A 19,183-nucleotide genomic window follows, 5' to 3' on the forward strand; every position below is an offset into this window, starting at 1 on the left:
GGGGTTCAAGTTCCGGACCGCTAGGGCGGGGTCCAGAATTATCTGCCAACACTTAACACAACATAGGAGCATTGAAGGGCTTCACCACCCATTCAGTAACTCTGAGTGGCAGTTCACAGGTTAAGTTCCGACAGGCTCAAAAAACTATTGGAAATAACTGACCGCGGTTTGCGCTCTAAACCGCTTCGCCACCACTCGCGATGATGGCGAAGCCGCAGAATCAGTGCGCCTCGTCCCAGTTATCGCCTACGCCTACGTCCACCACCAAAGGCACGTCCAACTGAGCCGCTGCGCTCATATGCTCGCGAATCTTCTCGCTGACCTGCGCGACCAGGTCTTCACGCACCTCCAGCACCAATTCGTCGTGCACCTGAAGGATGACCTTGGCATCCAGGCCCGACTCGGTCAGCCAGTTATCCACCTGCACCATGGCCTTCTTGATGATGTCCGCCGCCGTGCCTTGCATCGGCGCGTTGATCGCTGTGCGTTCGGCCGCCGCGCGCTCCTGGGGCTTGTTGGAGTTGATGTCCGGCAAGTACAGGCGTCGCCCGAAGAAGGTTTCGACATAGCCCTGATCCGCCGCCTGGGCGCGGGTGCGCTCCATGTATTCGCGCACCCCTGGATAGCGGGCAAAGTACACATCGATGTAAGCCTTGGCGGTCTTGGTATCGACGCCGATGTCCTTACCCAGCTTCTGGGCACCCATGCCGTAAATCAGGCCGAAGTTAATCGCCTTGGCGCTGCGGCGCTGGTTGGACGTGACCTCATTCAACTCAACCTTGAACACTTCGGCCGCCGTGGCCGTGTGCACGTCCAGGTCATTGCGGAAGGCGTTCATCAAGCCCTCGTCCTTGGACAAATGCGCCATGATCCGCAGCTCGATCTGCGAATAGTCCGCCGCCAGCAGCTTGTAGCCCTTGGGCGCGACAAACGCCTGGCGAATGCGCCGCCCCTCGGCGGTGCGCACCGGGATGTTCTGCAAGTTCGGATCGCTGGAGGACAAGCGCCCGGTCGCCGCGACGGCCTGATGGTAAGACGTATGAATACGCCCGGTACGCGGGTTTATCTGTTCCGGCAGGCGGTCGGTATAAGTACTTTTGAGCTTGCTCATGCTGCGGTACTGCATCAGCACCTTGGGCAGCGGAAAATCATCTTCGGCCAGTTTGGCCAGCACTTCCTCAGCCGTGGATGCCTGGCCCTTGCCAGTTTTTTTCAGCACCGGCATGCCGAGCTTCTCGTACAGGATCGCTCCAAGCTGCTTGGGTGAACCCAGGTTGAATTCTTCACCGGCGATCTCGTACGCCTGGCGCTCCAGTTCAACCATCTTGTTACCCAGCTCGATGCTCTGGATGCCGAGCAGGTCCTTGTCCACCAGTGCGCCCTGGCGCTCGATGCGTGCCAGCACCGGCACGAGCGGGATCTCAATGTCCGTCAGCACACTGGCCAGGTTCGGAATCGCCGTCAGCTGCGCGTACAAGTGCTGGTGCAGGCGCAAGGTCACATCGGCATCTTCGGCCGCGTAGGGGCCGGCTTGCTCAAGGGCGATCTGGTCGAACGTGAGTTGCTTGGCACCTTTGCCGGCGATGTCCTGGAAACTGACCGTGTCGTGGTCCAGGTATTTCTTCGCCAGGCTGTCCATATCGTGCCGTGTCGCGGTGGAATTGAGCACGTAGGATTCGAGCATGGTGTCGAAGGCGATGCCGCGCACGGTAATGCCCTGGGCAGGGTCGCCACCAATGGCGCAGTTGGCCAGGATGTTCATGTCGAACTTGGCGTGCTGGCCCACCTTGAGCTTAGTCGGATCTTCCAGCAGCGGCTTCAAGGCCAGCAGCACGGTGTCGCGGTCCAATTGATCCGGCGCGCCGATATAGGAATGGGTCAGCGGGATGTAGGCGGCTTCATGGGGCTGCACAGCAAACGAGACCCCAACCAATTGCGCCTGCTGGGCGTCGATGCCGGTGGTTTCGGTGTCGAAAGCAAACAACGGCGCATCGTGGAGTTTTTTCAGCCACACGTCGAAGGTGGCCTGGTCCAGAATGGTGGTGTAAACCGCCTCTACCGGTACCGATATAACAGCCTCGACCGGCATTTCGGCGGCCGGCGCAACCTCGCTCGCCGATTTGAGCTCGACACGCTTGGCATCGCGCTGGATCTCGTCGTACCAGCTCTTGAACTCAAGCAGCGTGTACAGTTCCAGCAGCTTTTCGCGATCCGGTTCGATCAGGTGCAAATCATCCAACCCAATATCCAGCGGCACATCGATCTTGATCGTCGCCAACTGGTAGGACAGGAATGCCATCTCCTTATGCTCTTCCAGCTTGGCCGGCAGGGTCTTGGCCCCACGGATAGGCAGGGTCGGCACAATATCCAGCTGCTCATAAAGCTCTTTGAGGCCGCCATTGACCCCTACCAGCAAGCCGGAGGCGGTCTTGGGACCAATGCCCGGAACGCCGGGAATGTTGTCGGACGAATCCCCCATCAACGCCAGATAGTCGATGATCTGCTCCGGAGCGACGCCGAATTTCTCCTTAACGCCCTCGATGTCCATCGAGCTACCGGTCATGGTGTTGACCAAGGTAATGTGGCCGTCCACCAGTTGCGCCATGTCTTTGTCACCGGTCGAGATCACCACCGGGCGGCTGGCGGCCGCGCTGCTGCGGGCCAGGGTGCCGATCACGTCATCGGCCTCCACGCCCTCGACGCACAGCAACGGGAAGCCAAGAGCGATCACGCTTTGATGCAGCGGCTCGATCTGCAGGCGCATGTCATCAGGCATGCTCGGGCGGTTGGCTTTGTATTCGGCGTACATCTCATCGCGAAACGTCCCACCCTTGGCGTCGAAAACCACCGCAAATGGGCTGCCCGGGTACTGCTTGCGCAGGCTTTTGAGCATGTTCAACACGCCCTTGACCGCACCGGTGGGCAGGCCTTTGGAGGTGGTCAGCGGTGGCAGCGCGTGGAAGGCGCGGTACAGATAAGAAGAACCGTCCACCAGGACGAGGGGCGCTTGGCTCATGAGCAGGATCAACCTTTTCGGCGGGTCAGGCGCTAGAATAGCCGGACCAATGAAAACAAAGGGACAAGGTTATCATGCGTACATTCAATCGCCTGCTGTTGACCGGTTTGATTGCACTCGCTCCGATGGCTGCCATGGCGGCAGACGATGCCCCTTCGGCAGACCCGGAAGTTACCATTCGCACGGAAGGCGACAAAACCATCCAGGAATACCGCCAAAACGGCTTCCTGTACGCGATCAAGGTCACCCCGAAGGGCGCACCACCGTACTTTCTGGTACGTGCGGACGGCACCGACGCGAACTTCATCCGCTCTGACCAGCCGGATATGCTGATCCCGTCATGGAAGATCTTCGAATGGAAATGATTTCTTAATTTTAACCGGCGCTGCCCACCGCAGCGCCCGTAACGGCAGTTTTAACCATGTCTGTGTTTACCCCCCTGGCTCGGCCCGAGCTGGAAACCTTTCTCGCCCCTTATGGGCTCGGCCGCCTGCTTGATTTCCAGGGGATTGCCGCCGGCAGCGAAAACACCAATTTCTTTATCAGCCTGGAACAGGGCGAATTCGTCCTGACCCTGGTTGAGCGTGGCCCGGTGGCAGAAATGCCGTTCTTTATCGAACTGCTCGATGTGCTCCACGACGCCGACCTGCCTGTGCCTTACGCCCTGCGTACCACCGACGGCATCGCTTTGCGCGAACTCAAGGGCAAACCGGCCTTGCTGCAACCGCGCTTGGCGGGCAAGCACATCAAGGAGGCCAATGCGCAGCATTGCGCCCAGGTTGGCGAACTGCTCGGCCACCTGCACTTGGCTACCCAAGGCGAAAAGGTACTTGAACGCAAGACCGACCGCGGCCTGGAGTGGATGCTCAGCGAGGGCGCGCAACTTATTTCGCACCTCAACGAGGCCCAGCAACGCCTGTTGCGCGATGCGCTGGCCGAGATCGACGCCCACAAGGCCGAAATCCTCGGCCTGCCACGGGCGAATGTGCACGCCGATCTGTTTCGCGATAACGCGATGTTTGAAGGCACGCACCTGACGGGCCTGATCGACTTCTACAATGCCTGTTCGGGGCCGATGCTCTACGACGTGGCAATCGCCTTGAATGACTGGTGCTCGGATGCCGAGGGCGTGATTGACGGTCACCGTGCCCGGGCGCTGCTGGGCGCTTACGCGGGGCTACGGGCGTTTACCGCGAAGGAAGCCGAGCTATGGCCGACCATGCTGCGGGTGGCGTGCGTGCGGTTCTGGCTGTCCCGGCTGATCGCGGCTGAGTCATTTGCCGGGCAGGATGTGTTGATTCATGACCCGGCTGAGTTCGAGCACCGCTTGGCGCAGCGTCAACAGGTCACGGTCCACCTGCCGTTCGCACTTTAAAACACCGACTCGGCCAATGTGGGAGCTGGCTTGCCTGCGATAGCGGTATCGACTGAGCCAACGCTATCGCGGGCAAGCCCGCTCCCAAAGAGGTTATGTGTTGCCTGTTAGAGCGACTCCAGGCAACCGGCCAGGTCATTGCCGAGCTTTTCCAGCACCTGCTCATAACCCTGCGCGGTAGCCGGCGTATAGCCACCCAACGCATCCAATTCCGCCAACTTCACCGGCAACCCGGCCACCAGGGTTTCGGCCAAGCGAGGTCGCAACGGCGGCTCGCTGAACACGCAAGTTTTGCCCACTTCCTGCAAACGCTTACGCATCGCCGCTACGTGTTGGGCGCCCGGCTGCACTTCGGCGGCCACGCTGAACACGCCGGCATGCTTCAAGCCGTACGCCTCTTCGAAGTAATCAAAGGCTTCGTGGAACACGAAGTAAGGTTTGCCATCAACGCCCGCCAAACGCTGCTTCAGGCGCGCATCCAGCGCGTTCAGGCGTTCTTCGAAGGCCTTCGCATTGCTCTGATAACGCTCGGCATTGGCCGGGTCGGCGGCGCTGAGGTCGGCCGCCATCCGCGCGGCGATCACGCGCGCATTGACCGTCGACAGCCACAGGTGCGCATCGACACTACCTGGGCGGTGATCGTGATCATGTTCGTCGGCTTCATCGGCATGAGAGTGGCTATCTTCGCCGAAGATGCGCAGTTTCATGCCTGGCAGGTCCTGCACGGCCACCGTTGCCGCCGTACGGCCTTTGAGCACACGCGGCAAAAACGTTTCCATGTCCGGCCCGATCCAGTACAGCAGGTCCACCGACTGCACACGCCGTACGTCGGATGGGCGCAAAGCGAAGTTGTGCGGCGACGCCCCCGGCGGCAGCAACACCTCTGGAACGGCCACGCCGTCCTGCACGGCAGCGGCAATCAGCTGCAACGGCTTGATGCTCGTCAGCACCTTGACCTCGGCCTGAGCGGCACCCGCAACGAACAAACTGGTGACAAATACGACAAAAACGGGAAAAAGTCGGGACACGATGACCACTCGATGGCGTAGGAACGGGTAACATAATAACGTCTCTATCAAATATCTGTCGCCGCTCATGCCTAAAACACCGCTTGCCAGCCGTCCCCACGACCACTCTCACTGCGTGCACACCGCATTGTCAGAGGCCGACACCCTGTGCGCGAAGAAAGGCTTGCGCCTGACCGCCTTGCGTCGCCGGGTGCTGGAGCTGGTGTGGCAGAGCCACAAGCCTTTGGGCGCGTACGACATTCTTGGCGTCCTCAGCGAGCAGGACGGCCGCCGCGCCGCGCCGCCCACCGTTTACCGTGCGTTGGATTTCCTGCTGGAAAACGGCCTGGTGCACCGTATTGCGTCGCTCAATGCCTTTGTCGGTTGCAACCACCCGGAGCACGCGCATCAGGGCCAGTTCCTGATCTGCCGCGAGTGCCATGCCGCCATCGAGCTTGAACAAAAAAGCATCAGCGACGCCATTATCAAAAGCTCTGCCGACGTCGGCTTCAAAGTCGAGGGGCAAACGGTCGAAGTGGTCGGCCTGTGCGCAGGCTGCCAGGGGGTTTGATGAGCAATGCGTTAATCCGCCTGGAGCAGGTCGGGGTCACGTTCGCCGGGCAAAATGTGCTGGAAAACATCGCACTGAGCGTGGAGCCGGGGCAAATCGTCACCTTGATCGGCCCTAACGGCGCCGGCAAGACCACCCTGGTGCGCGCCGTACTCGGGCTGCTCAAGCCCCACAGCGGTACGGTTTGGCGCAAGCCCAAGCTGCGCGTGGGCTATATGCCGCAAAAGCTGCATGTGGACCCGACATTGCCGCTCTCCGTATTGCGCTTCCTGCGCCTGGTGCCCGGCGTAGACCGCGCCCGCGCCCAGGCTGCGCTTAAGGAAGTCGGCGCCGAACACGTCATCGACAACCCGGTGCAAAGCATCTCCGGCGGCGAAATGCAGCGCGTGCTGCTGGCCCGCGCCTTGCTGCGCGAGCCCGAGTTGCTGGTACTCGATGAGCCCGTGCAAGGCGTCGATGTCGCCGGCCAGGCCGAGCTGTACAGCCTGATCACCCGCCTGCGCGACCGCCATGGTTGCGGCGTGCTGATGGTCTCCCACGACTTGCACCTGGTCATGAGCACCACCGACCAAGTGGTCTGCCTCAACCGCCACGTGTGCTGCTCGGGCCACCCGGAACAGGTCAGTGGCGACCCGGCGTTTGTGGAGCTGTTCGGCAAGAACGCCCAGAGCCTGGCGATCTACCATCACCACCATGACCACGCCCATGACCTGCATGGCGCCGTCGTCGATACCCCCCACGTTCATGGAGATAGCTGCAAGCATGGCTGATTTTCTGCTCTACGCCCTGCTGGCAGGCTTGGCTTTGGCACTGGTGGCGGGCCCATTGGGCTCGTTCGTGGTCTGGCGACGCATGGCCTATTTCGGCGACACCTTGTCCCATGCCGCATTGCTAGGCGTGGCCATGGGCTTTCTGCTGGATGTAAGCCCGGCCATCGCCGTGACCGTCGGCTGCCTGCTGCTGGCGGTGCTGCTGGTGACTCTGCAGCAACGCCAGCCACTGGCCTCCGACACACTGCTGGGCATCCTCGCGCCCAGCACCTTGTCCCTGGGCCTGGTGGTACTGAGCTTCATGCATGAAGTGCGCATCGACCTGATGGCCTATCTGTTCGGCGACCTGCTGGCGATCAGCCCGACCGACCTGGCGTGGATCCTCGGCGGCAGCGCTGCGGTGCTGGTGTTGCTGGTCACCCTGTGGCGCCCGTTGCTGGCGATCACCGTGCATGAAGAACTGGCCAAGGTAGAAGGCTTGCCCGTCGCAGGCCTGCGTATGGCCCTGATGTTGCTCATCGCCGTGGTGATTGCTGTCGCGATGAAGATTGTCGGCGTATTGTTGATCACGTCGCTGCTGATCATTCCAGCCGCCGCCGCCCAGCGCCACGCTCGTTCTCCGGAGCAGATGGCGATTGGCGCCAGCCTCCTGGGGATGCTTGCAGTGTGTGGTGGCCTGGCGCTGTCCTGGTTCAAGGACACACCGGCCGGGCCGTCGATTGTGGTTACGGCGGCCGCCCTGTTTCTGCTGAGTTTTGTCCTGCCCCGTCGAGGGGTGTAGACTTGCTCGCTTTTTGCGCAAATAGAGAGTCGCAGGAATGAAGCCGTTCACCTCCCGTTATCTGCTCCTTGCCGCATTTTCACTGCTGCTGGGCGCCTGCCAAAGTACGCCGCCCGCTGCCCCCCAGGCTCCGGATCCGCGGGCTGCGGCCATCGCGCAGCTGGAACAAAACCTGGCCAGCAGCGAATTGGCCACCGCCGAAGACCAACTGGCCGCACTGCAGGCCCAATCGCCCAACGACCCGGCACTTGAGGCCTACCAGCGTCAATTGGCCGAAGCCTACCTGCAGCGCAGCCAGATCGTGCTGCAAAAAGGCGACGTCAACGCGGCCGCCACGGCCCTGAGCCGTGCCCGCGCCTTGATGCCCAAGGCCCCTGCGCTGACCGGTGGCGTCAACAGCGCCATCAGCCATGCACGCAAAGCCGAATTGGACCAGGCAGAAGCTGCATTGAAAGCCGCTGAAGCCAAGCCCGCCGCCAAGGTCATCGACCCCGCAGCGCCAAGCACCACCGTGGCTCTGAACCTCGCGGATGTTGAAGACATGCGCCATCAGTTGGACGCAATCGCCACCGATGTGGTGAATTACCAGTGCGATGTCAGCATCCAGGTGCCACGCACCCAGGATTACCCGTGGCTGGCCACGTTACTGACCAAGCGGGTGAAGCGGATTGATTCGGGATATGACCTGAAGATTCACCGGCAAATCCTGAAACACATTCCGGCGCAGGTTGTGCTGATTCCGCGCAAGGCGGACTAAAAGCATCGCAGGCAAGCCAGCTCCCACATTTGAACGGTGTGGGAGCTGGCTTGCCTGCGATGACGATCTAACAAACAACCGATAAGTTAAGCCGGAATCGCCTTGGATTTCGGCTCACGCTCCCACACCCGATGCTGGGCAATCGCCGCAAAAAACGCTTTGAACGCCTTGGCATCCGCGCCCACGATCAACCCCGCATCCGCTTCCAGCTTCAGCAGGTCCAGCAACGGCTTCACATCACTGGCTACCGCAATCGCCTTCAGGTGTTTGTAGGCTTCCAGTACGTAATGCAACGCCACACCATCACCGCTCAGCGCCTTCACCGACTCTTTGCCACCCGGGATAAACACTGCGTCGAAGGCAATGGACGGCATGCCTTCCATCGAGGCGTCGACCGGCAGCGTCTTGCCCTGCGCGGTGGTCACAGGCGCCGAAGTAGGCCCCAGCAACTTGGCATGGGCGCCTTCAGCTTCCAGCGCTGCTTTTAGCGCGTCAATGGCCGCACCATCAACGCCGTTGGCTGCCAGAATCGCCACTTTGCGCGTTTTGATATCGCCCGACAGCAAATTCACCTGGCTCAAGGCTGGCGATTCTTTCAACGACGTTTCACGGGCAGGCACCGTGCCCTTGGTCGGCGCCGGCAAGCCCAGGTTCTGCGCAACGCGCTTGGCCAGCTCCAGGTCGATATTGGCCAGGATCTCGTTGACCTGGCGCGCACGGATGAACTCGCGCTCCACCTTGCCCAGCTCAAAGCTGTAGGCCGCGATAATGTGCTCTTTCTCGTGGTGGCTCATGCTGTTGTAGAACAGCGTCGCCTGGGAGAAATGGTCACCGAAGGATTCGCTGCGCTCGCGCACTTTGTTGGCATCGACGCGCTCGTAGTAGGACTCAAAGCCACCATCGGTAGGACCAGCAGGGGTTTCTTTCGGCCAACCACCATCAATGGAGTTTGGCTCGTAGGACGCACGCCCCTTATCAATCACAGTGCGATGCTGAGCGTCGCGCTGGCCGTTATGGAAAGGCACGACAGGCCGGTTGATTGGAATCTCATGAAAGTTCGGCCCGCCCAGTCGGCTGATCTGGGTATCGGTGTAGGAAAACAGACGGCCCTGCAGCAATGGGTCGTTGGTGAAGTCGATGCCCGGCACGATGTGACCTGGGCAGAACGCAACCTGCTCGACTTCAGCGAAGAAGTTGTCGGGGTTACGGTTGAGCACCATTTTGCCCAGTGGCGTGATCGGTACCAGCTCTTCGGGAATGATCTTGGTCGGGTCGAGCAAATCAAAGTCAAACGCGTGCTCGTCTTCTTCGGCCACGATCTGTACGCCCAGCTCCCACTCGGGGTAGTCGCCGCTTTCAATCGCTTCCCACAGGTCACGACGGTGGTAGTCCGTATCTTTACCGGCCAGCTTTTGCGCCTCATCCCAAACCAGGGAGCAGGTGCCGACTTTTGGACGCCAGTGGAATTTCACGAAGCTGGACTTACCTTCGGTATTGATCAACCGGAAGGTGTGCACCCCAAAGCCCTGCATGGCGCGCAGGCTTTTTGGAATGGCGCGGTCGGACATGGCCCAGATCACCATGTGCGCGGATTCCGGTTGCAGCGAGACAAAATCCCAGAACGTATCGTGGGCCGAACCGCCGGTAGGAATCTCGTTATGAGGCTCGGGTTTCACCGCGTGGACGAAGTCAGGAAATTTGATCGCATCCTGGATGAAGAACACCGGCATGTTGTTGCCCACCAGGTCGAAGTTGCCTTCGTCGGTGAAGAACTTCACGGCAAAACCGCGAACGTCACGCACGGTGTCGCCGGAACCACGCGGGCCCTGCACCGTGGAAAAACGCGCGAACACCGGGGTTTTATGCTCAGGCGTGCGCAGGAAACCTGCCTTGGTCAGTGCCGAGTGATCACCATAACTCTGGAAATAACCATGGGCGCCCGTACCACGGGCATGCACGATGCGCTCCGGGATACGCTCATGGTCGAAGTGCGTGATCTTTTCACGCATGCTGAAGTCTTCCAGCAGCGAAGGGCCGCGGGCGCCGACTTTCAGGCTGTTCTGGTTATCGGAAATCTTCACGCCCTGGTTGGTGCGCAGGGCCTGGCCGGTCGCGTCAGAACGGAATTCTTCCAGGGCCTGCAACTTGGCGTTGGTGTTGCCACGGTCCAGGGTATCGGTACCCGCAAGTTCACTCTTGGGCGGGGTGGCTGGCTTCTTGGTACTCATCAGTCAAAACTCCTTATTCAAAGTGGCCAGAGCGGTCCCCGGCTCGTTTGAGCAAAACCCCAGGCACGGCACCTGGGAAATCGAGTTGCTTAAGTAGTGACTGACTCGGTTTTGCACCGTTCCTTTTTTATGACCTTTGATCGCGTTATTGCCAAATGACTGGATGAATACGAAATAAATGCTAAGAAACGCTATACGGACAGGCTAAAATGCGCGCCCGGCTAACCGCTGATCCCTTTTCAATGCGCCCCACAAGGTTCGCTACGTGATCGAGTTTCAAAACGTCCATAAAACCTACCGCGTCGCCGGTAAGGATATCCCCGCCCTGCACCCCACCAGCCTGCGCGTCGAGAACGGCCAGGTGTTTGGCCTGATTGGCCACTCGGGTGCCGGTAAAAGCACCCTGTTGCGCCTGATCAACCGCCTGGAAGAGCCCAGTGGTGGCCAGATCAAGGTGGATGGCGAAGAAGTCACTGCGCTGGACGCCAACGGCCTGCGGCGCTTTCGCCAGCAGGTCGGGATGATCTTCCAGCACTTCAACCTGCTGGCGTCCAAGACCGTGGCAGACAACGTCGCTCTGCCGCTGACGCTTGCCGGCGAACTGTCGCGCAAGGAAATCGACCAGCGTGTGGCTGAGCTGCTCGCCCGCGTCGGCTTGTCGGACCACGCCAAGAAGTACCCGGCGCAGTTGTCCGGTGGCCAGAAACAGCGCGTCGGCATCGCCCGAGCCCTGGCGACCAAGCCAAAAATCCTGCTGTGCGACGAAGCCACCAGCGCCCTCGACCCGCAAACCACGGCGTCGGTCCTGCAACTGCTGGCCGAGATCAACCGCGAGTTGAACCTGACCATCGTGTTGATCACCCATGAAATGGACGTGATCCGCCGCGTATGCGACCAGGTCGCCGTGATGGACGCCGGCGTGATCGTCGAGCAAGGCTCGGTGGCCGACGTGTTCCTGCACCCCAAGCATCCGACCACCAAGCGTTTCGTGCAGGAAGCCGAGCAGGTTGACGAAAGCGAGCAGCGCGACGACTTTGCCCATGTGCCAGGCCGTATCGTGCGCCTGACGTTCCAAGGGGACGCGACCTACGCGCCACTGCTGGGTACCGTCGCACGGGAAACCGGAGTGGACTACAGCATCCTTGCCGGTCGTATCGACCGCATCAAAGACATCCCTTACGGGCAACTGACCCTCGCCGTCACCGGCGGTGACATGGAAGCTGCGTTTGCACGCTTCACCGCCGCAGACGTTCACATGGAGGTCCTGCGCTGATGGACGTTTTCCTGAGTTTCTTCGCCAATATCGACTGGTCTGAAATCTGGCTCGCCACCGGCGACACCATGACCATGCTGTTCGGCTCGCTGTTCTTCACTGTGCTGCTCGGCCTGCCCCTGGGCGTGCTGTTGTTCCTGACCAGCCCGCGCCAACTGTTCGAACAAAAAGGCCTGTACGCGCTGCTGTCGCTGATCGTGAATATCTTGCGCTCGCTGCCGTTCATCATTCTGTTGATCGTGATGATTCCGTTCACGGTACTGATCACCGGCACGTCGCTGGGTGTCGCCGGTGCGATCCCACCGCTGGTCGTCGGCGCTACGCCATTCTTTGCGCGCCTGGTGGAAACCGCCCTGCGCGAAGTGGACCGTGGCATCATCGAAGCCACCCAGGCCATGGGCGCGACCACCCGCCAGATCATCACCAATGCCCTGTTGCCCGAAGCCCGCCCTGGCATCTTCGCGGCGATTACGGTGACGGCGATTACATTGGTTTCCTACACCGCAATGGCCGGTGTGGTCGGTGCTGGCGGCCTGGGCGACCTGGCAATCCGTTTTGGCTACCAACGCTTCCAGACCGATGTGATGGTGGTCACTGTGGTGATGCTGTTGATTCTGGTGCAAATTCTGCAAACCGTCGGCGACCGGCTGGTGGTGCATTTTTCTCGTAAATAACGGCCATTGCCGGCGCATAGCCGGCAGATGCCCGAACAAGGAGCTTGCTGGATGAAAAAACTACTGGTTGCTTTCGCCGCCGTGGCTGCGTTTTCCGCCCACGCCGAGACCATTACGGTCGCTGCTTCGCCGGTGCCTCACGCCGAAATCCTCGAATTCGTGAAGCCTGCCCTGGCCAAAGAAGGCGTGGATCTGAAGGTCAAAGTCTTCACCGACTACGTGCAGCCGAACGTACAGGTGGCTGAAAAGCGCCTGGATGCCAACTTCTTCCAGCACCAGCCGTACCTGGATGAATTCAACAAGGCCAAAGGCACTCACCTGGTGAGCGTCGGCGCGGTGCACCTGGAGCCTCTGGGCGCTTACTCCAGCAAGTACAAAAAATTGGCCGACCTGCCTGACGGCGCCAACGTGGTGATTCCGAACGACGCCACCAACGGTGGTCGTGCGCTGTTACTGCTGGCCAAGAACGGCCTGATCACCCTGAAGGACCCGACCAACATCCTGTCGACCATCAAGGACATCACCGGCAACGATAAAAACCTGAAGTTCCGCGAACTGGAAGCCGCCACCCTGCCGCGCGTGCTGACCCAGGTCGACCTGGCGCTGATCAACACCAACTACGCTCTGGAAGCCAAGCTGGACCCATCCAAGGATGCCCTGGTGATCGAAGGCAGCGACTCGCCTTACGTGAACATCCTGGTGACCCGCGAAGACAACAAGGATGCGGACGCGGTGAAGAAGCTGGTTGCAGCCTTGCACACGCCTGAAGTGAAGAAGTTCATCGAAGAGAAGTACAAAGGCGCGATCAAGCCGGCGTTCTGATTTCGGCCCGCAAGACCGATCTCCTGCTTAATGGAGATCAATAAATGTGGGAGCGGGCTTGCTCGCGAATGCGGTAGTTCAGTCGATATTTTCGGCGACTGACACCCAGTTTTCGCGAGCAAGCCCGCTCCCACACTTGTTTAGCCTCGACTCTATTTGCGCTGTAGCAACCCCGGCAACTGCGCCACCAGCTTCTGGTTGTTCAACGGCGCACGAATAAACCCACGCTGAGTACCATCCGGGCCGATCAGTGCCAGGTTGCCGCTGTGGTCGACGGTGTAGTTCGGCTTGCTGGTATCCGCCGGAATAAAGGGAATGCTCACCGCATTCGAAACCTTCTGCACATCCTCCACATTCGCGCCAGTCAGGCCTTGGAACTGTGGGTCGAAGTAACCCAGGTACTGCTTGAGCTGCGCCGGGGTATCGCGGTGCGGATCGACGCTCACCAAGATCACCTGCAACTTATCCACAGCCTCTTTGGGCAGCTCGCTCTTGATCTGGCGCAGCTGGGCGAGGGTGGTCGGGCAGATGTCCGGGCAGAAGGTGTAGCCGAAGAACAACAGGCTCCACTTGCCTTTCAATTCATTGGCCAGCACCGGCTGACCGTCCTGGTTGGTCATGCTCACTGCGGGCAACTGGCGGCTTTGCGGCAGCAGAATGATGCCGGCGTCGATCAGCGCAGTGGGATCGCCCTGGCCTTTGCCCGAGAGCACTTTGTTGACGGTCAGGCCCATGATCAACGCCACCAGGGCCACGAGGATGAAGACGGTTTTTTGAGTTCGAGTCATAGGTTCAACAATAAGTAGTGGTCTACGAGCAGGGCGATAAACAGCAGCAGCAAGTACCAGATAGAGTACTTGAACGTGTTGATCGCCGCGTGCGGCTGGCTGCCACGGTACAACACCCAGGCCCATTGCAGAAAGCGCGCACCCAATACCAGCGCACAGCCCAGGTAGAGCAGCCCGCTCATGTGGATAACGTAGGGCATCAGGCTCACCGCCAGAAGGGCGAAGGTGTACAGCAGGATATGCACCTTGGTGTAGTGCTCGCCATGGGTGACCGGCAGCATCGGGATGTCGGCCTTGGCGTATTCCTCTTTGCGGTGAATGGCCAGGGCCCAGAAGTGTGGCGGGGTCCAGGCGAAGATGATCAGCACCAGCAGCAAGGGTTCGGCACTCACATGCCCAGTGACAGCCACCCAGCCCAGCAGCGGCGGCGCCGCACCGGCCAGACCGCCGATGACGATATTCTGCGGCGTCGCTCGCTTGAGAAAACCGGTGTAGATCACCGCATAACCCAGCAGCGAAGCCAAGGTCAGCCAGGCCGCCAGCGGGTTGGTGAACGCCAGCAGCAGGGCCAATCCTGCAATAGCCAGGAACAACGCAAACGCTAACGCCGCTATCGGCGAGACACGCCCCTCAGCCATCGGCCGCTTGTGAGTGCGCGCCATCACGGCATCAATCCGTCGATCGACCACATGGTTGACCGCCGCCGCGCCGCCTGCACACAGGGCAATGCCGAGGTTGCCGAACACCAGCACTGCCCAGGGCACCCCGGCGCGGGTGGCGAGAAACATCCCCACCAGCGAGGTGATCAGCATCAGCACCACCACTTTGGGCTTGGTCAACTCCAAATAGTCACGCCAGATCGCCCGGTCGCGACGTGCGCCGATCACGGTCGCCATGGCAGTTCTCCTTTAAGGGTAATCAGGCCCGACACCTGTTTGCGCGGGATAAAACGCCAGCCGAACAGGCGGGGGTGACGCACCCGAACCAGGCTGGTGCGCGCGTGATAATTGACCAGCACCAGCGTCATCAACAACGTTGCCCCGCCAGCGTTGTGCGCGACCGCCACCGGCAGCGGCAGGCCGAACGCCACATTGCTCACCCCCAGGCAGATCTGCGCAGCCAGAGCGATCAACAGCAGGCCGGCCAGGCGCGTCATCCCCACTGCTCGCAGTTGCCAGGCCAAACCGAGCAGCACCAGCGTGACCAGCACAGCGCCGATGCGATGCGTCAGGTGGATGGCGGTGCGCGCTTCGCTGTCGAGCTGGCCCCCCAGGTAATTGGGGCCTATGTGCTGGGTCAGGTGAAAACCATTGGCGAAGTCCGCTGCCGGCCACCATTGGCCATGGCAGGTGGGCAAATCGACACAGGCCACCGCCGCGTAGTTGGAACTGACCCAGCCGCCCAGGGCGATCTGCCCGATCACCAGCACCAGGCCTGCCGTTGCCCAATATTGCAGGCGCTTGGGCACGACCAGCGCCGGTAGTACGCCGGACAGCCGCAGGGTCAGCAGAAACAGCAGGCTCAAGGTCGCAAAGCCGCCCAAAAGATGCCCTGTGACCACTTGCGGCCAGAGCTTCAAGGTCACGGTCCACATGCCAAACGCCGCTTGGGCGAACACCACCGCCAGCAGGAACAGCGGCAGCTTCACCGGCTGGCCCGGATCACGCCGATGACGCCACGAACGCGCCGCCAGCAGCGCGATCAAGAGGCCCAGGCTGCCCGCGAAGTAGCGATGGGTCATCTCGGCCCAGCCTTTGTCGGCCTCCACCGGCGTGTCGGGAAAGTGCAACTCGGCATGAGCCAGCTGGGCTTCGCTTTGCGGCACGCTGATAAAGCCATAGCAGCCCGGCCAGTCCGGGCAGCCGAGGCCGGCGTGGGTCAGGCGGGTATAGGCGCCGAGCAGCACGACAAACAACGCCAGTAACGTGGCAAACAGCGCGAGGCGAAATCCAGGCTTGGCCATGACGGTGCCCTTATCCGATGTTCGACAGTTTCAGCAGCAGGCGCAGATCGTTGAGCAAGTCCTTGCCCTTGACCTTGGCGTCGTAGCGCAGCACCAGATTGCCGTGGGGGTCGACGATCCATAGTTGCGCATCGCCGGGCGCGGCAGCGTTCCTGGTAAAGGTCGACACCTCCAGCGGGTAGCGCTGCAGCTGTGGATATTCGGCCTTGAGCTTGGCCTCGTATTCGCTGCTCAACGGTTGCGCGCCAGCCAGGGCATGGCTGGCACGGGATGCATCACGGCCAAGGCTGATCTGCAGCTGGCGCGCCAGGTACACCAGTTGCTGGCAATCGGCAGCACAGGCGGTGGGGGCGGTGACCAGCAGTTGCCAGCGCTGTTCATCGGCCTGCACGCCGATGTCGGCGCGGGTCTGGCCGTTGCCGATCAGCTCGCCGTGATAGCTGCGGCTGTCCGGCACCCAGAACTGCAATTTGTACATGAAGGTAGCCAGCACCATCGGGCCGATCACCATCATCAGGATCAAAATCAGCTGCCAGCGACCCTTGCGCCGATCAGGTGTGTCAGATGTGCTGGGTGGATTCATGGCCGCTCCCATGGGGCTTCTCCTTTTTGTTATGCCATCCGAGGTATAGGTAAAGCGCCAGCAACGCCATGGCCATGGCGAACCATTGCACAGCGTAGGCCAGGTGTTTTTCCGGGCCCATGGCGACGACGGGCCAGCTGGTTTCGTAGGTACCGGGGCCCGCCTCAGCACGCAATTGATAGGCAAAACCACTGCGCCCCAGTTCGCCCCACAGCGCCGCGGGGTGCAGCGCGGTAAGCAGGCGCGGCCATTGCGTGCTGGCCGGGTCGGCATGCAGTTGGAAGGTCTCGCCGGGGGCGACGTACACCCAGGCGTCGAGGTTCAGCGTCTGTTCAGGGGTAGTAAAGGAGGGCGCGATACGCCGGTCTGGCCAAGGCAGCCAGCCACGATTGAGCAACAGCCATAGGCCGCTGGCCTGATCATGAAAAGGTTGCAGCAGCTCGACACCGGCCTTGCCGTCACGCATGCGGTTATCCAGCAATACGCTGTGTTCACCGTCCAGTTGCCCGCGAAGGTGAACGCGACGGAAGGCTGGATCAACCATGTCATTGAGCTGCGCACTGCTGACCGGCTCGGCGGCGCGGCGCTCGGCATAACGGTCTACCAACAGTTGCTTTTCGTGCCCACGGGACAATTGCCAGAACCCCAGGCTCACCATGAGCGGCAGCAACACCAGCACCACCAGCGTCGGCGCGATACCTGGACGAAAGCGCTGCATGGCACTGGCTATACTGGATCTCATCGCCCCTCCCTCTGTAGCCCTGGAGCCAGACCATGCTCAAAGCAGCCATTGCCCTGATGCTGATCGCGACTGTCGTGAGCCTGTTCAGTGGCCTGTTCTTCCTGGTCAAGGACGAGGGCAACTCCAACCGCCTCGTCACTGCCTTGACCGTGCGTGTGGTACTGGCCGTGATCACCGTAGGCTTGATCGCCTGGGGCTTTTTCAGCGGCCAACTGGTCTCTCATGCGCCTTGGTAAGCCGCCTCACAGCACATAAACAAAGAAAAACAACCCGATCCACACCACGTCCACAAAGTGCCAATACCAACTGGCCGCCTCAAAACCGAACTGGTGCTCGGCATTGAAATGCCCGCGCAGGATACGCATCAGAATCACAAACAGAATGATGGTGCCGATGGTCACGTGGGCGCCGTGAAAGCCCGTCAGCATGAAGAACGTGGCGCCGTATACGCCTGAGCCAAGTGTCAGGCCCAGCTCCTTATAGGCGTGGATGTATTCCTCGGCCTGGAACCCAAGAAACGCCAGGCCCAGCAGCACGGTGATCGCCAGCCAGATCTTCAGCGCACCGCGATGACCTTTGCGCAGTGCATGGTGAGCGATGGTAATGGTCACGCTGGAACTCACCAGCAGGATGGTATTGACCAACGGCAGGCCCCACGGGCTGATGGTGCCTTCAGGCGCAGGATAGAGCTTGGGGTCAGGGTTATTGAGCAAGGGCCAGGCGAACTCGAAGTTCGGCCACAGCATATGCGCAACGCCTTTGGAGCCCTCACCTGCCAGCCATGGCGCCGACATGTGCCGCACATAAAACAACGCACCGAAGAACGCGATAAAGAACATCACCTCGGAAAAAATGAACCAGGTCATGCCCCAGCGGAACGAGCGGTCCATCTGCGCGCTGTACAGCCCGGCACGACTTTCCTTGATCACCGCGCCAAACCAGCCAAACAGCATGTAGGCCAGCAACAAACCGCCAACGAAAAAGATCCACGGCCCATGAGATTCGGGGCGCGCGGCCTTCAAGTCGTTGAACCACACGGCCAGGCCATACACCGTGACCAGCAGGCCAATCGTGGCAATTATCGGCCATTTGCTTTGCGCCGGTACGTAGTACGTATCATGAGTCGACATGTATTCGCTCTCCTGATTGAGGGGGCAAACAGTAGCTAGCCCCCGGTCCTGACGGCCACGGGCGGCTGGCGCGCAGTGATATCGAACAGCGTGTACGCCAGGGTCAAATGCTTCACATCCTTGGGCATCGCGCGATCGACGATGAAACGTACGGGCATCTCAATGCGCTCACCGGGCTGCAACACTTGCTGGGTGAAGCAAAAGCATTCGGTCTTGTGGAAGTACATCGCCGCCTCGGCCGGGGAGATGCTGGGTATCGCCTGGGCGGTCATCGGCTTATCGGTGGGGTTGTAGGCCACGAACAGCATCTCGTTGACTGCTCCGGGGTTGACCACAATCTCGTCGGCCTTGGAATGAAACTCCCAGACCATGTCGATGGCGTTGGTGGACAGGAACTGCACGCGCACTTGGCGCGAGGGGTCGACCATTTGCTCACCCTCGTACTGCCCGGCGGTCTTGCCGTTGATGCCGAACGCCTTGCACATCACGTCGTAGATCGGCACCAGGGCGAAGCCAAAGGCGAACATCGCCAGCACCAGGATCAGCAGGCGGGTGACCAGGCGCTTGAGCGGTACGGAGTCAGCCATGGCGCCCACCCGAGCCGAACTCGGTCAATGTGGGAGCGGGCTTGCTCGCGAAAGCGGGTTCATAGCTAACGAAAACGTTGACTGACACACCGTCTTCGCGAGCAAGCCCGCTCCCA

The 19,183-nt window shown here is 60.7% G+C and carries 20 protein-coding genes; 10 read left to right on the plus strand and 10 right to left on the minus strand.

Features of this window, described 5'->3' with window-relative positions:
- Window positions 1–220 precede the first annotated feature (220 nt).
- Window positions 221–3,016, minus strand: coding sequence for a DNA polymerase I (gene polA, locus CER19_RS23180; RefSeq protein ID WP_116668129.1), 2,796 nt, complete (start codon window positions 3,014–3,016; stop codon window positions 221–223).
- Between the two features lie 74 nt (window positions 3,017–3,090).
- Between polA and CER19_RS23185 the strand changes: the two genes are divergently transcribed.
- Together CER19_RS23185 and CER19_RS23190 are read left to right on the plus strand one after the other, a co-directional pair.
- Complete coding sequence (locus CER19_RS23185; protein ID WP_003187366.1) at window positions 3,091–3,381, plus strand: DUF2782 domain-containing protein; 291 nt, start codon at window positions 3,091–3,093, stop codon at window positions 3,379–3,381.
- Window positions 3,382–3,437: 56 nt separating this feature from the next.
- Window positions 3,438–4,391 (plus strand): homoserine kinase, encoded by a 954-nt coding sequence (locus tag CER19_RS23190; protein ID WP_116668130.1) that lies wholly within the window; start codon window positions 3,438–3,440, stop codon window positions 4,389–4,391.
- 107 nt (window positions 4,392–4,498) lie between these two features.
- Here CER19_RS23190 and CER19_RS23195 read toward each other — a convergent pair whose 3' ends face one another.
- A complete protein-coding gene (locus CER19_RS23195; protein WP_116668131.1) occupies window positions 4,499–5,428 on the minus strand; it encodes a zinc ABC transporter substrate-binding protein ZnuA in 930 nt (309 codons plus the stop codon).
- Between the two features lie 58 nt (window positions 5,429–5,486).
- On the opposite strand from CER19_RS23195, the gene zur reads away from it, so the two are divergent.
- Genes zur through CER19_RS23215 form a run of 4 tightly spaced genes read left to right on the plus strand, consistent with a single transcriptional unit; the run spans window position 5,487 to window position 8,277 of the window.
- Window positions 5,487–5,969, plus strand: coding sequence for a zinc uptake transcriptional repressor Zur (gene zur / locus CER19_RS23200; protein ID WP_014716336.1), 483 nt, complete (start codon window positions 5,487–5,489; stop codon window positions 5,967–5,969).
- Window positions 5,969–6,739 carry a zinc ABC transporter ATP-binding protein ZnuC gene (gene znuC / locus CER19_RS23205; protein ID WP_003187361.1) on the plus strand — a complete coding sequence of 257 codons (771 nt, stop codon included), beginning with the start codon at window positions 5,969–5,971 and terminating at the stop codon, window positions 6,737–6,739. The genes zur and znuC overlap by 1 nt, the downstream gene beginning before the upstream one ends.
- Entirely contained in the window at window positions 6,732–7,520 is a 789-nt protein-coding gene (gene znuB / locus CER19_RS23210; protein WP_003187359.1) for a zinc ABC transporter permease subunit ZnuB, read from the plus strand. Before znuC ends, znuB begins: the two co-directional genes overlap by 8 nt.
- Before the next feature lie 37 nt (window positions 7,521–7,557).
- A complete protein-coding gene (locus CER19_RS23215) occupies window positions 7,558–8,277 on the plus strand; it encodes a PA5502 family lipoprotein (protein ID WP_014716334.1) in 720 nt (239 codons plus the stop codon).
- 86 nt (window positions 8,278–8,363) lie between these two features.
- On the opposite strand, the gene katE is transcribed toward CER19_RS23215, so the two are convergent.
- Complete coding sequence (katE, locus tag CER19_RS23220; RefSeq protein ID WP_116668132.1) at window positions 8,364–10,505, minus strand: catalase HPII; 2,142 nt, start codon at window positions 10,503–10,505, stop codon at window positions 8,364–8,366.
- A 265-nt stretch (window positions 10,506–10,770) separates the two neighbouring features.
- Here katE and CER19_RS23225 point away from each other — a divergent pair, with 265 nt between their 5' ends.
- From CER19_RS23225 to CER19_RS23235, 3 genes are read left to right on the plus strand one after another with little or no spacing between them, the layout of a single operon-like run.
- A complete protein-coding gene (locus tag CER19_RS23225; RefSeq protein WP_116668133.1) occupies window positions 10,771–11,778 on the plus strand; it encodes a methionine ABC transporter ATP-binding protein in 1,008 nt (335 codons plus the stop codon).
- Window positions 11,778–12,452, plus strand: a complete 675-nt coding sequence (locus tag CER19_RS23230) for a methionine ABC transporter permease (protein WP_003187354.1) — start codon at window positions 11,778–11,780, stop codon at window positions 12,450–12,452. Before CER19_RS23225 ends, CER19_RS23230 begins: the two co-directional genes overlap by 1 nt.
- A gap of 51 nt (window positions 12,453–12,503) precedes the next feature.
- Complete coding sequence (locus CER19_RS23235; RefSeq protein ID WP_003187353.1) at window positions 12,504–13,274, plus strand: MetQ/NlpA family ABC transporter substrate-binding protein; 771 nt, start codon at window positions 12,504–12,506, stop codon at window positions 13,272–13,274.
- A gap of 152 nt (window positions 13,275–13,426) precedes the next feature.
- Here CER19_RS23235 and CER19_RS23240 read toward each other — a convergent pair whose 3' ends face one another.
- The 5 genes from CER19_RS23240 to CER19_RS23260 are packed head-to-tail and all read right to left on the minus strand — an operon-like array spanning window position 13,427 to window position 17,350.
- Window positions 13,427–14,062 carry an SCO family protein gene (locus tag CER19_RS23240; RefSeq protein ID WP_116668134.1) on the minus strand — a complete coding sequence of 212 codons (636 nt, stop codon included), beginning with the start codon at window positions 14,060–14,062 and terminating at the stop codon, window positions 13,427–13,429.
- Entirely contained in the window at window positions 14,059–14,958 is a 900-nt protein-coding gene (gene cyoE, locus CER19_RS23245) for a heme o synthase (RefSeq protein ID WP_116668135.1), read from the minus strand. Before cyoE ends, CER19_RS23240 begins: the two co-directional genes overlap by 4 nt.
- Window positions 14,946–16,025: a heme A synthase gene (locus CER19_RS23250; RefSeq protein ID WP_096142994.1), complete on the minus strand. Its 1,080-nt coding sequence runs from the start codon at window positions 16,023–16,025 to the stop codon at window positions 14,946–14,948. The genes cyoE and CER19_RS23250 overlap by 13 nt, the downstream gene beginning before the upstream one ends.
- 10 nt (window positions 16,026–16,035) lie before the next feature.
- Window positions 16,036–16,620, minus strand: a complete 585-nt coding sequence (locus CER19_RS23255; RefSeq protein WP_116668136.1) for a hypothetical protein — start codon at window positions 16,618–16,620, stop codon at window positions 16,036–16,038.
- Window positions 16,586–17,350 carry an SURF1 family protein gene (locus CER19_RS23260; protein WP_116668137.1) on the minus strand — a complete coding sequence of 255 codons (765 nt, stop codon included), beginning with the start codon at window positions 17,348–17,350 and terminating at the stop codon, window positions 16,586–16,588. The genes CER19_RS23255 and CER19_RS23260 overlap by 35 nt, the downstream gene beginning before the upstream one ends.
- Window positions 17,351–17,382: 32 nt before the next feature.
- On the opposite strand from CER19_RS23260, the gene CER19_RS23265 reads away from it, so the two are divergent.
- Window positions 17,383–17,586 carry a twin transmembrane helix small protein gene (locus tag CER19_RS23265; protein ID WP_032878566.1) on the plus strand — a complete coding sequence of 68 codons (204 nt, stop codon included), beginning with the start codon at window positions 17,383–17,385 and terminating at the stop codon, window positions 17,584–17,586.
- Between the two features lie 6 nt (window positions 17,587–17,592).
- On the opposite strand, the gene CER19_RS23270 is transcribed toward CER19_RS23265, so the two are convergent.
- Together CER19_RS23270 and CER19_RS23275 are read right to left on the minus strand one after the other, a co-directional pair.
- Window positions 17,593–18,480: a cytochrome c oxidase subunit 3 gene (locus CER19_RS23270; RefSeq protein WP_116668138.1), complete on the minus strand. Its 888-nt coding sequence runs from the start codon at window positions 18,478–18,480 to the stop codon at window positions 17,593–17,595.
- 35 nt (window positions 18,481–18,515) lie between these two features.
- Complete coding sequence (locus tag CER19_RS23275; protein WP_003187340.1) at window positions 18,516–19,067, minus strand: cytochrome c oxidase assembly protein; 552 nt, start codon at window positions 19,065–19,067, stop codon at window positions 18,516–18,518.
- Window positions 19,068–19,183: the final 116 nt, after the last annotated feature.

Origin of the sequence: Pseudomonas sp. GL93 (assembly GCF_003408955.1) — a bacterium.
In the GTDB taxonomy this organism is placed as follows: domain Bacteria; phylum Pseudomonadota; class Gammaproteobacteria; order Pseudomonadales; family Pseudomonadaceae; genus Aquipseudomonas; species Aquipseudomonas paracarnis.

Coding starts and splice junctions, on each gene's coding strand:
- polA (WP_116668129.1), bottom strand. CDS start 3,016: ATGAGCCAAGCGCCCCTCGTCCTGGTGGACGGTTCTTCTTATCTGTAC.
- CER19_RS23185 (WP_003187366.1), top strand. CDS start 3,091: ATGCGTACATTCAATCGCCTGCTGTTGACCGGTTTGATTGCACTCGCT.
- CER19_RS23190 (WP_116668130.1), top strand. CDS start 3,438: ATGTCTGTGTTTACCCCCCTGGCTCGGCCCGAGCTGGAAACCTTTCTC.
- zur (WP_014716336.1), top strand. CDS start 5,487: ATGCCTAAAACACCGCTTGCCAGCCGTCCCCACGACCACTCTCACTGC.
- znuC (WP_003187361.1), top strand. CDS start 5,969: ATGAGCAATGCGTTAATCCGCCTGGAGCAGGTCGGGGTCACGTTCGCC.
- znuB (WP_003187359.1), top strand. CDS start 6,732: ATGGCTGATTTTCTGCTCTACGCCCTGCTGGCAGGCTTGGCTTTGGCA.
- CER19_RS23215 (WP_014716334.1), top strand. CDS start 7,558: ATGAAGCCGTTCACCTCCCGTTATCTGCTCCTTGCCGCATTTTCACTG.
- katE (WP_116668132.1), bottom strand. CDS start 10,505: ATGAGTACCAAGAAGCCAGCCACCCCGCCCAAGAGTGAACTTGCGGGT.
- CER19_RS23230 (WP_003187354.1), top strand. CDS start 11,778: ATGGACGTTTTCCTGAGTTTCTTCGCCAATATCGACTGGTCTGAAATC.
- CER19_RS23235 (WP_003187353.1), top strand. CDS start 12,504: ATGAAAAAACTACTGGTTGCTTTCGCCGCCGTGGCTGCGTTTTCCGCC.
- CER19_RS23240 (WP_116668134.1), bottom strand. CDS start 14,062: ATGACTCGAACTCAAAAAACCGTCTTCATCCTCGTGGCCCTGGTGGCG.
- cyoE (WP_116668135.1), bottom strand. CDS start 14,958: ATGGCGACCGTGATCGGCGCACGTCGCGACCGGGCGATCTGGCGTGAC.
- CER19_RS23250 (WP_096142994.1), bottom strand. CDS start 16,025: ATGGCCAAGCCTGGATTTCGCCTCGCGCTGTTTGCCACGTTACTGGCG.
- CER19_RS23255 (WP_116668136.1), bottom strand. CDS start 16,620: ATGGGAGCGGCCATGAATCCACCCAGCACATCTGACACACCTGATCGG.
- CER19_RS23260 (WP_116668137.1), bottom strand. CDS start 17,350: ATGAGATCCAGTATAGCCAGTGCCATGCAGCGCTTTCGTCCAGGTATC.
- CER19_RS23265 (WP_032878566.1), top strand. CDS start 17,383: ATGCTCAAAGCAGCCATTGCCCTGATGCTGATCGCGACTGTCGTGAGC.
- CER19_RS23270 (WP_116668138.1), bottom strand. CDS start 18,480: ATGTCGACTCATGATACGTACTACGTACCGGCGCAAAGCAAATGGCCG.
- CER19_RS23275 (WP_003187340.1), bottom strand. CDS start 19,067: ATGGCTGACTCCGTACCGCTCAAGCGCCTGGTCACCCGCCTGCTGATC.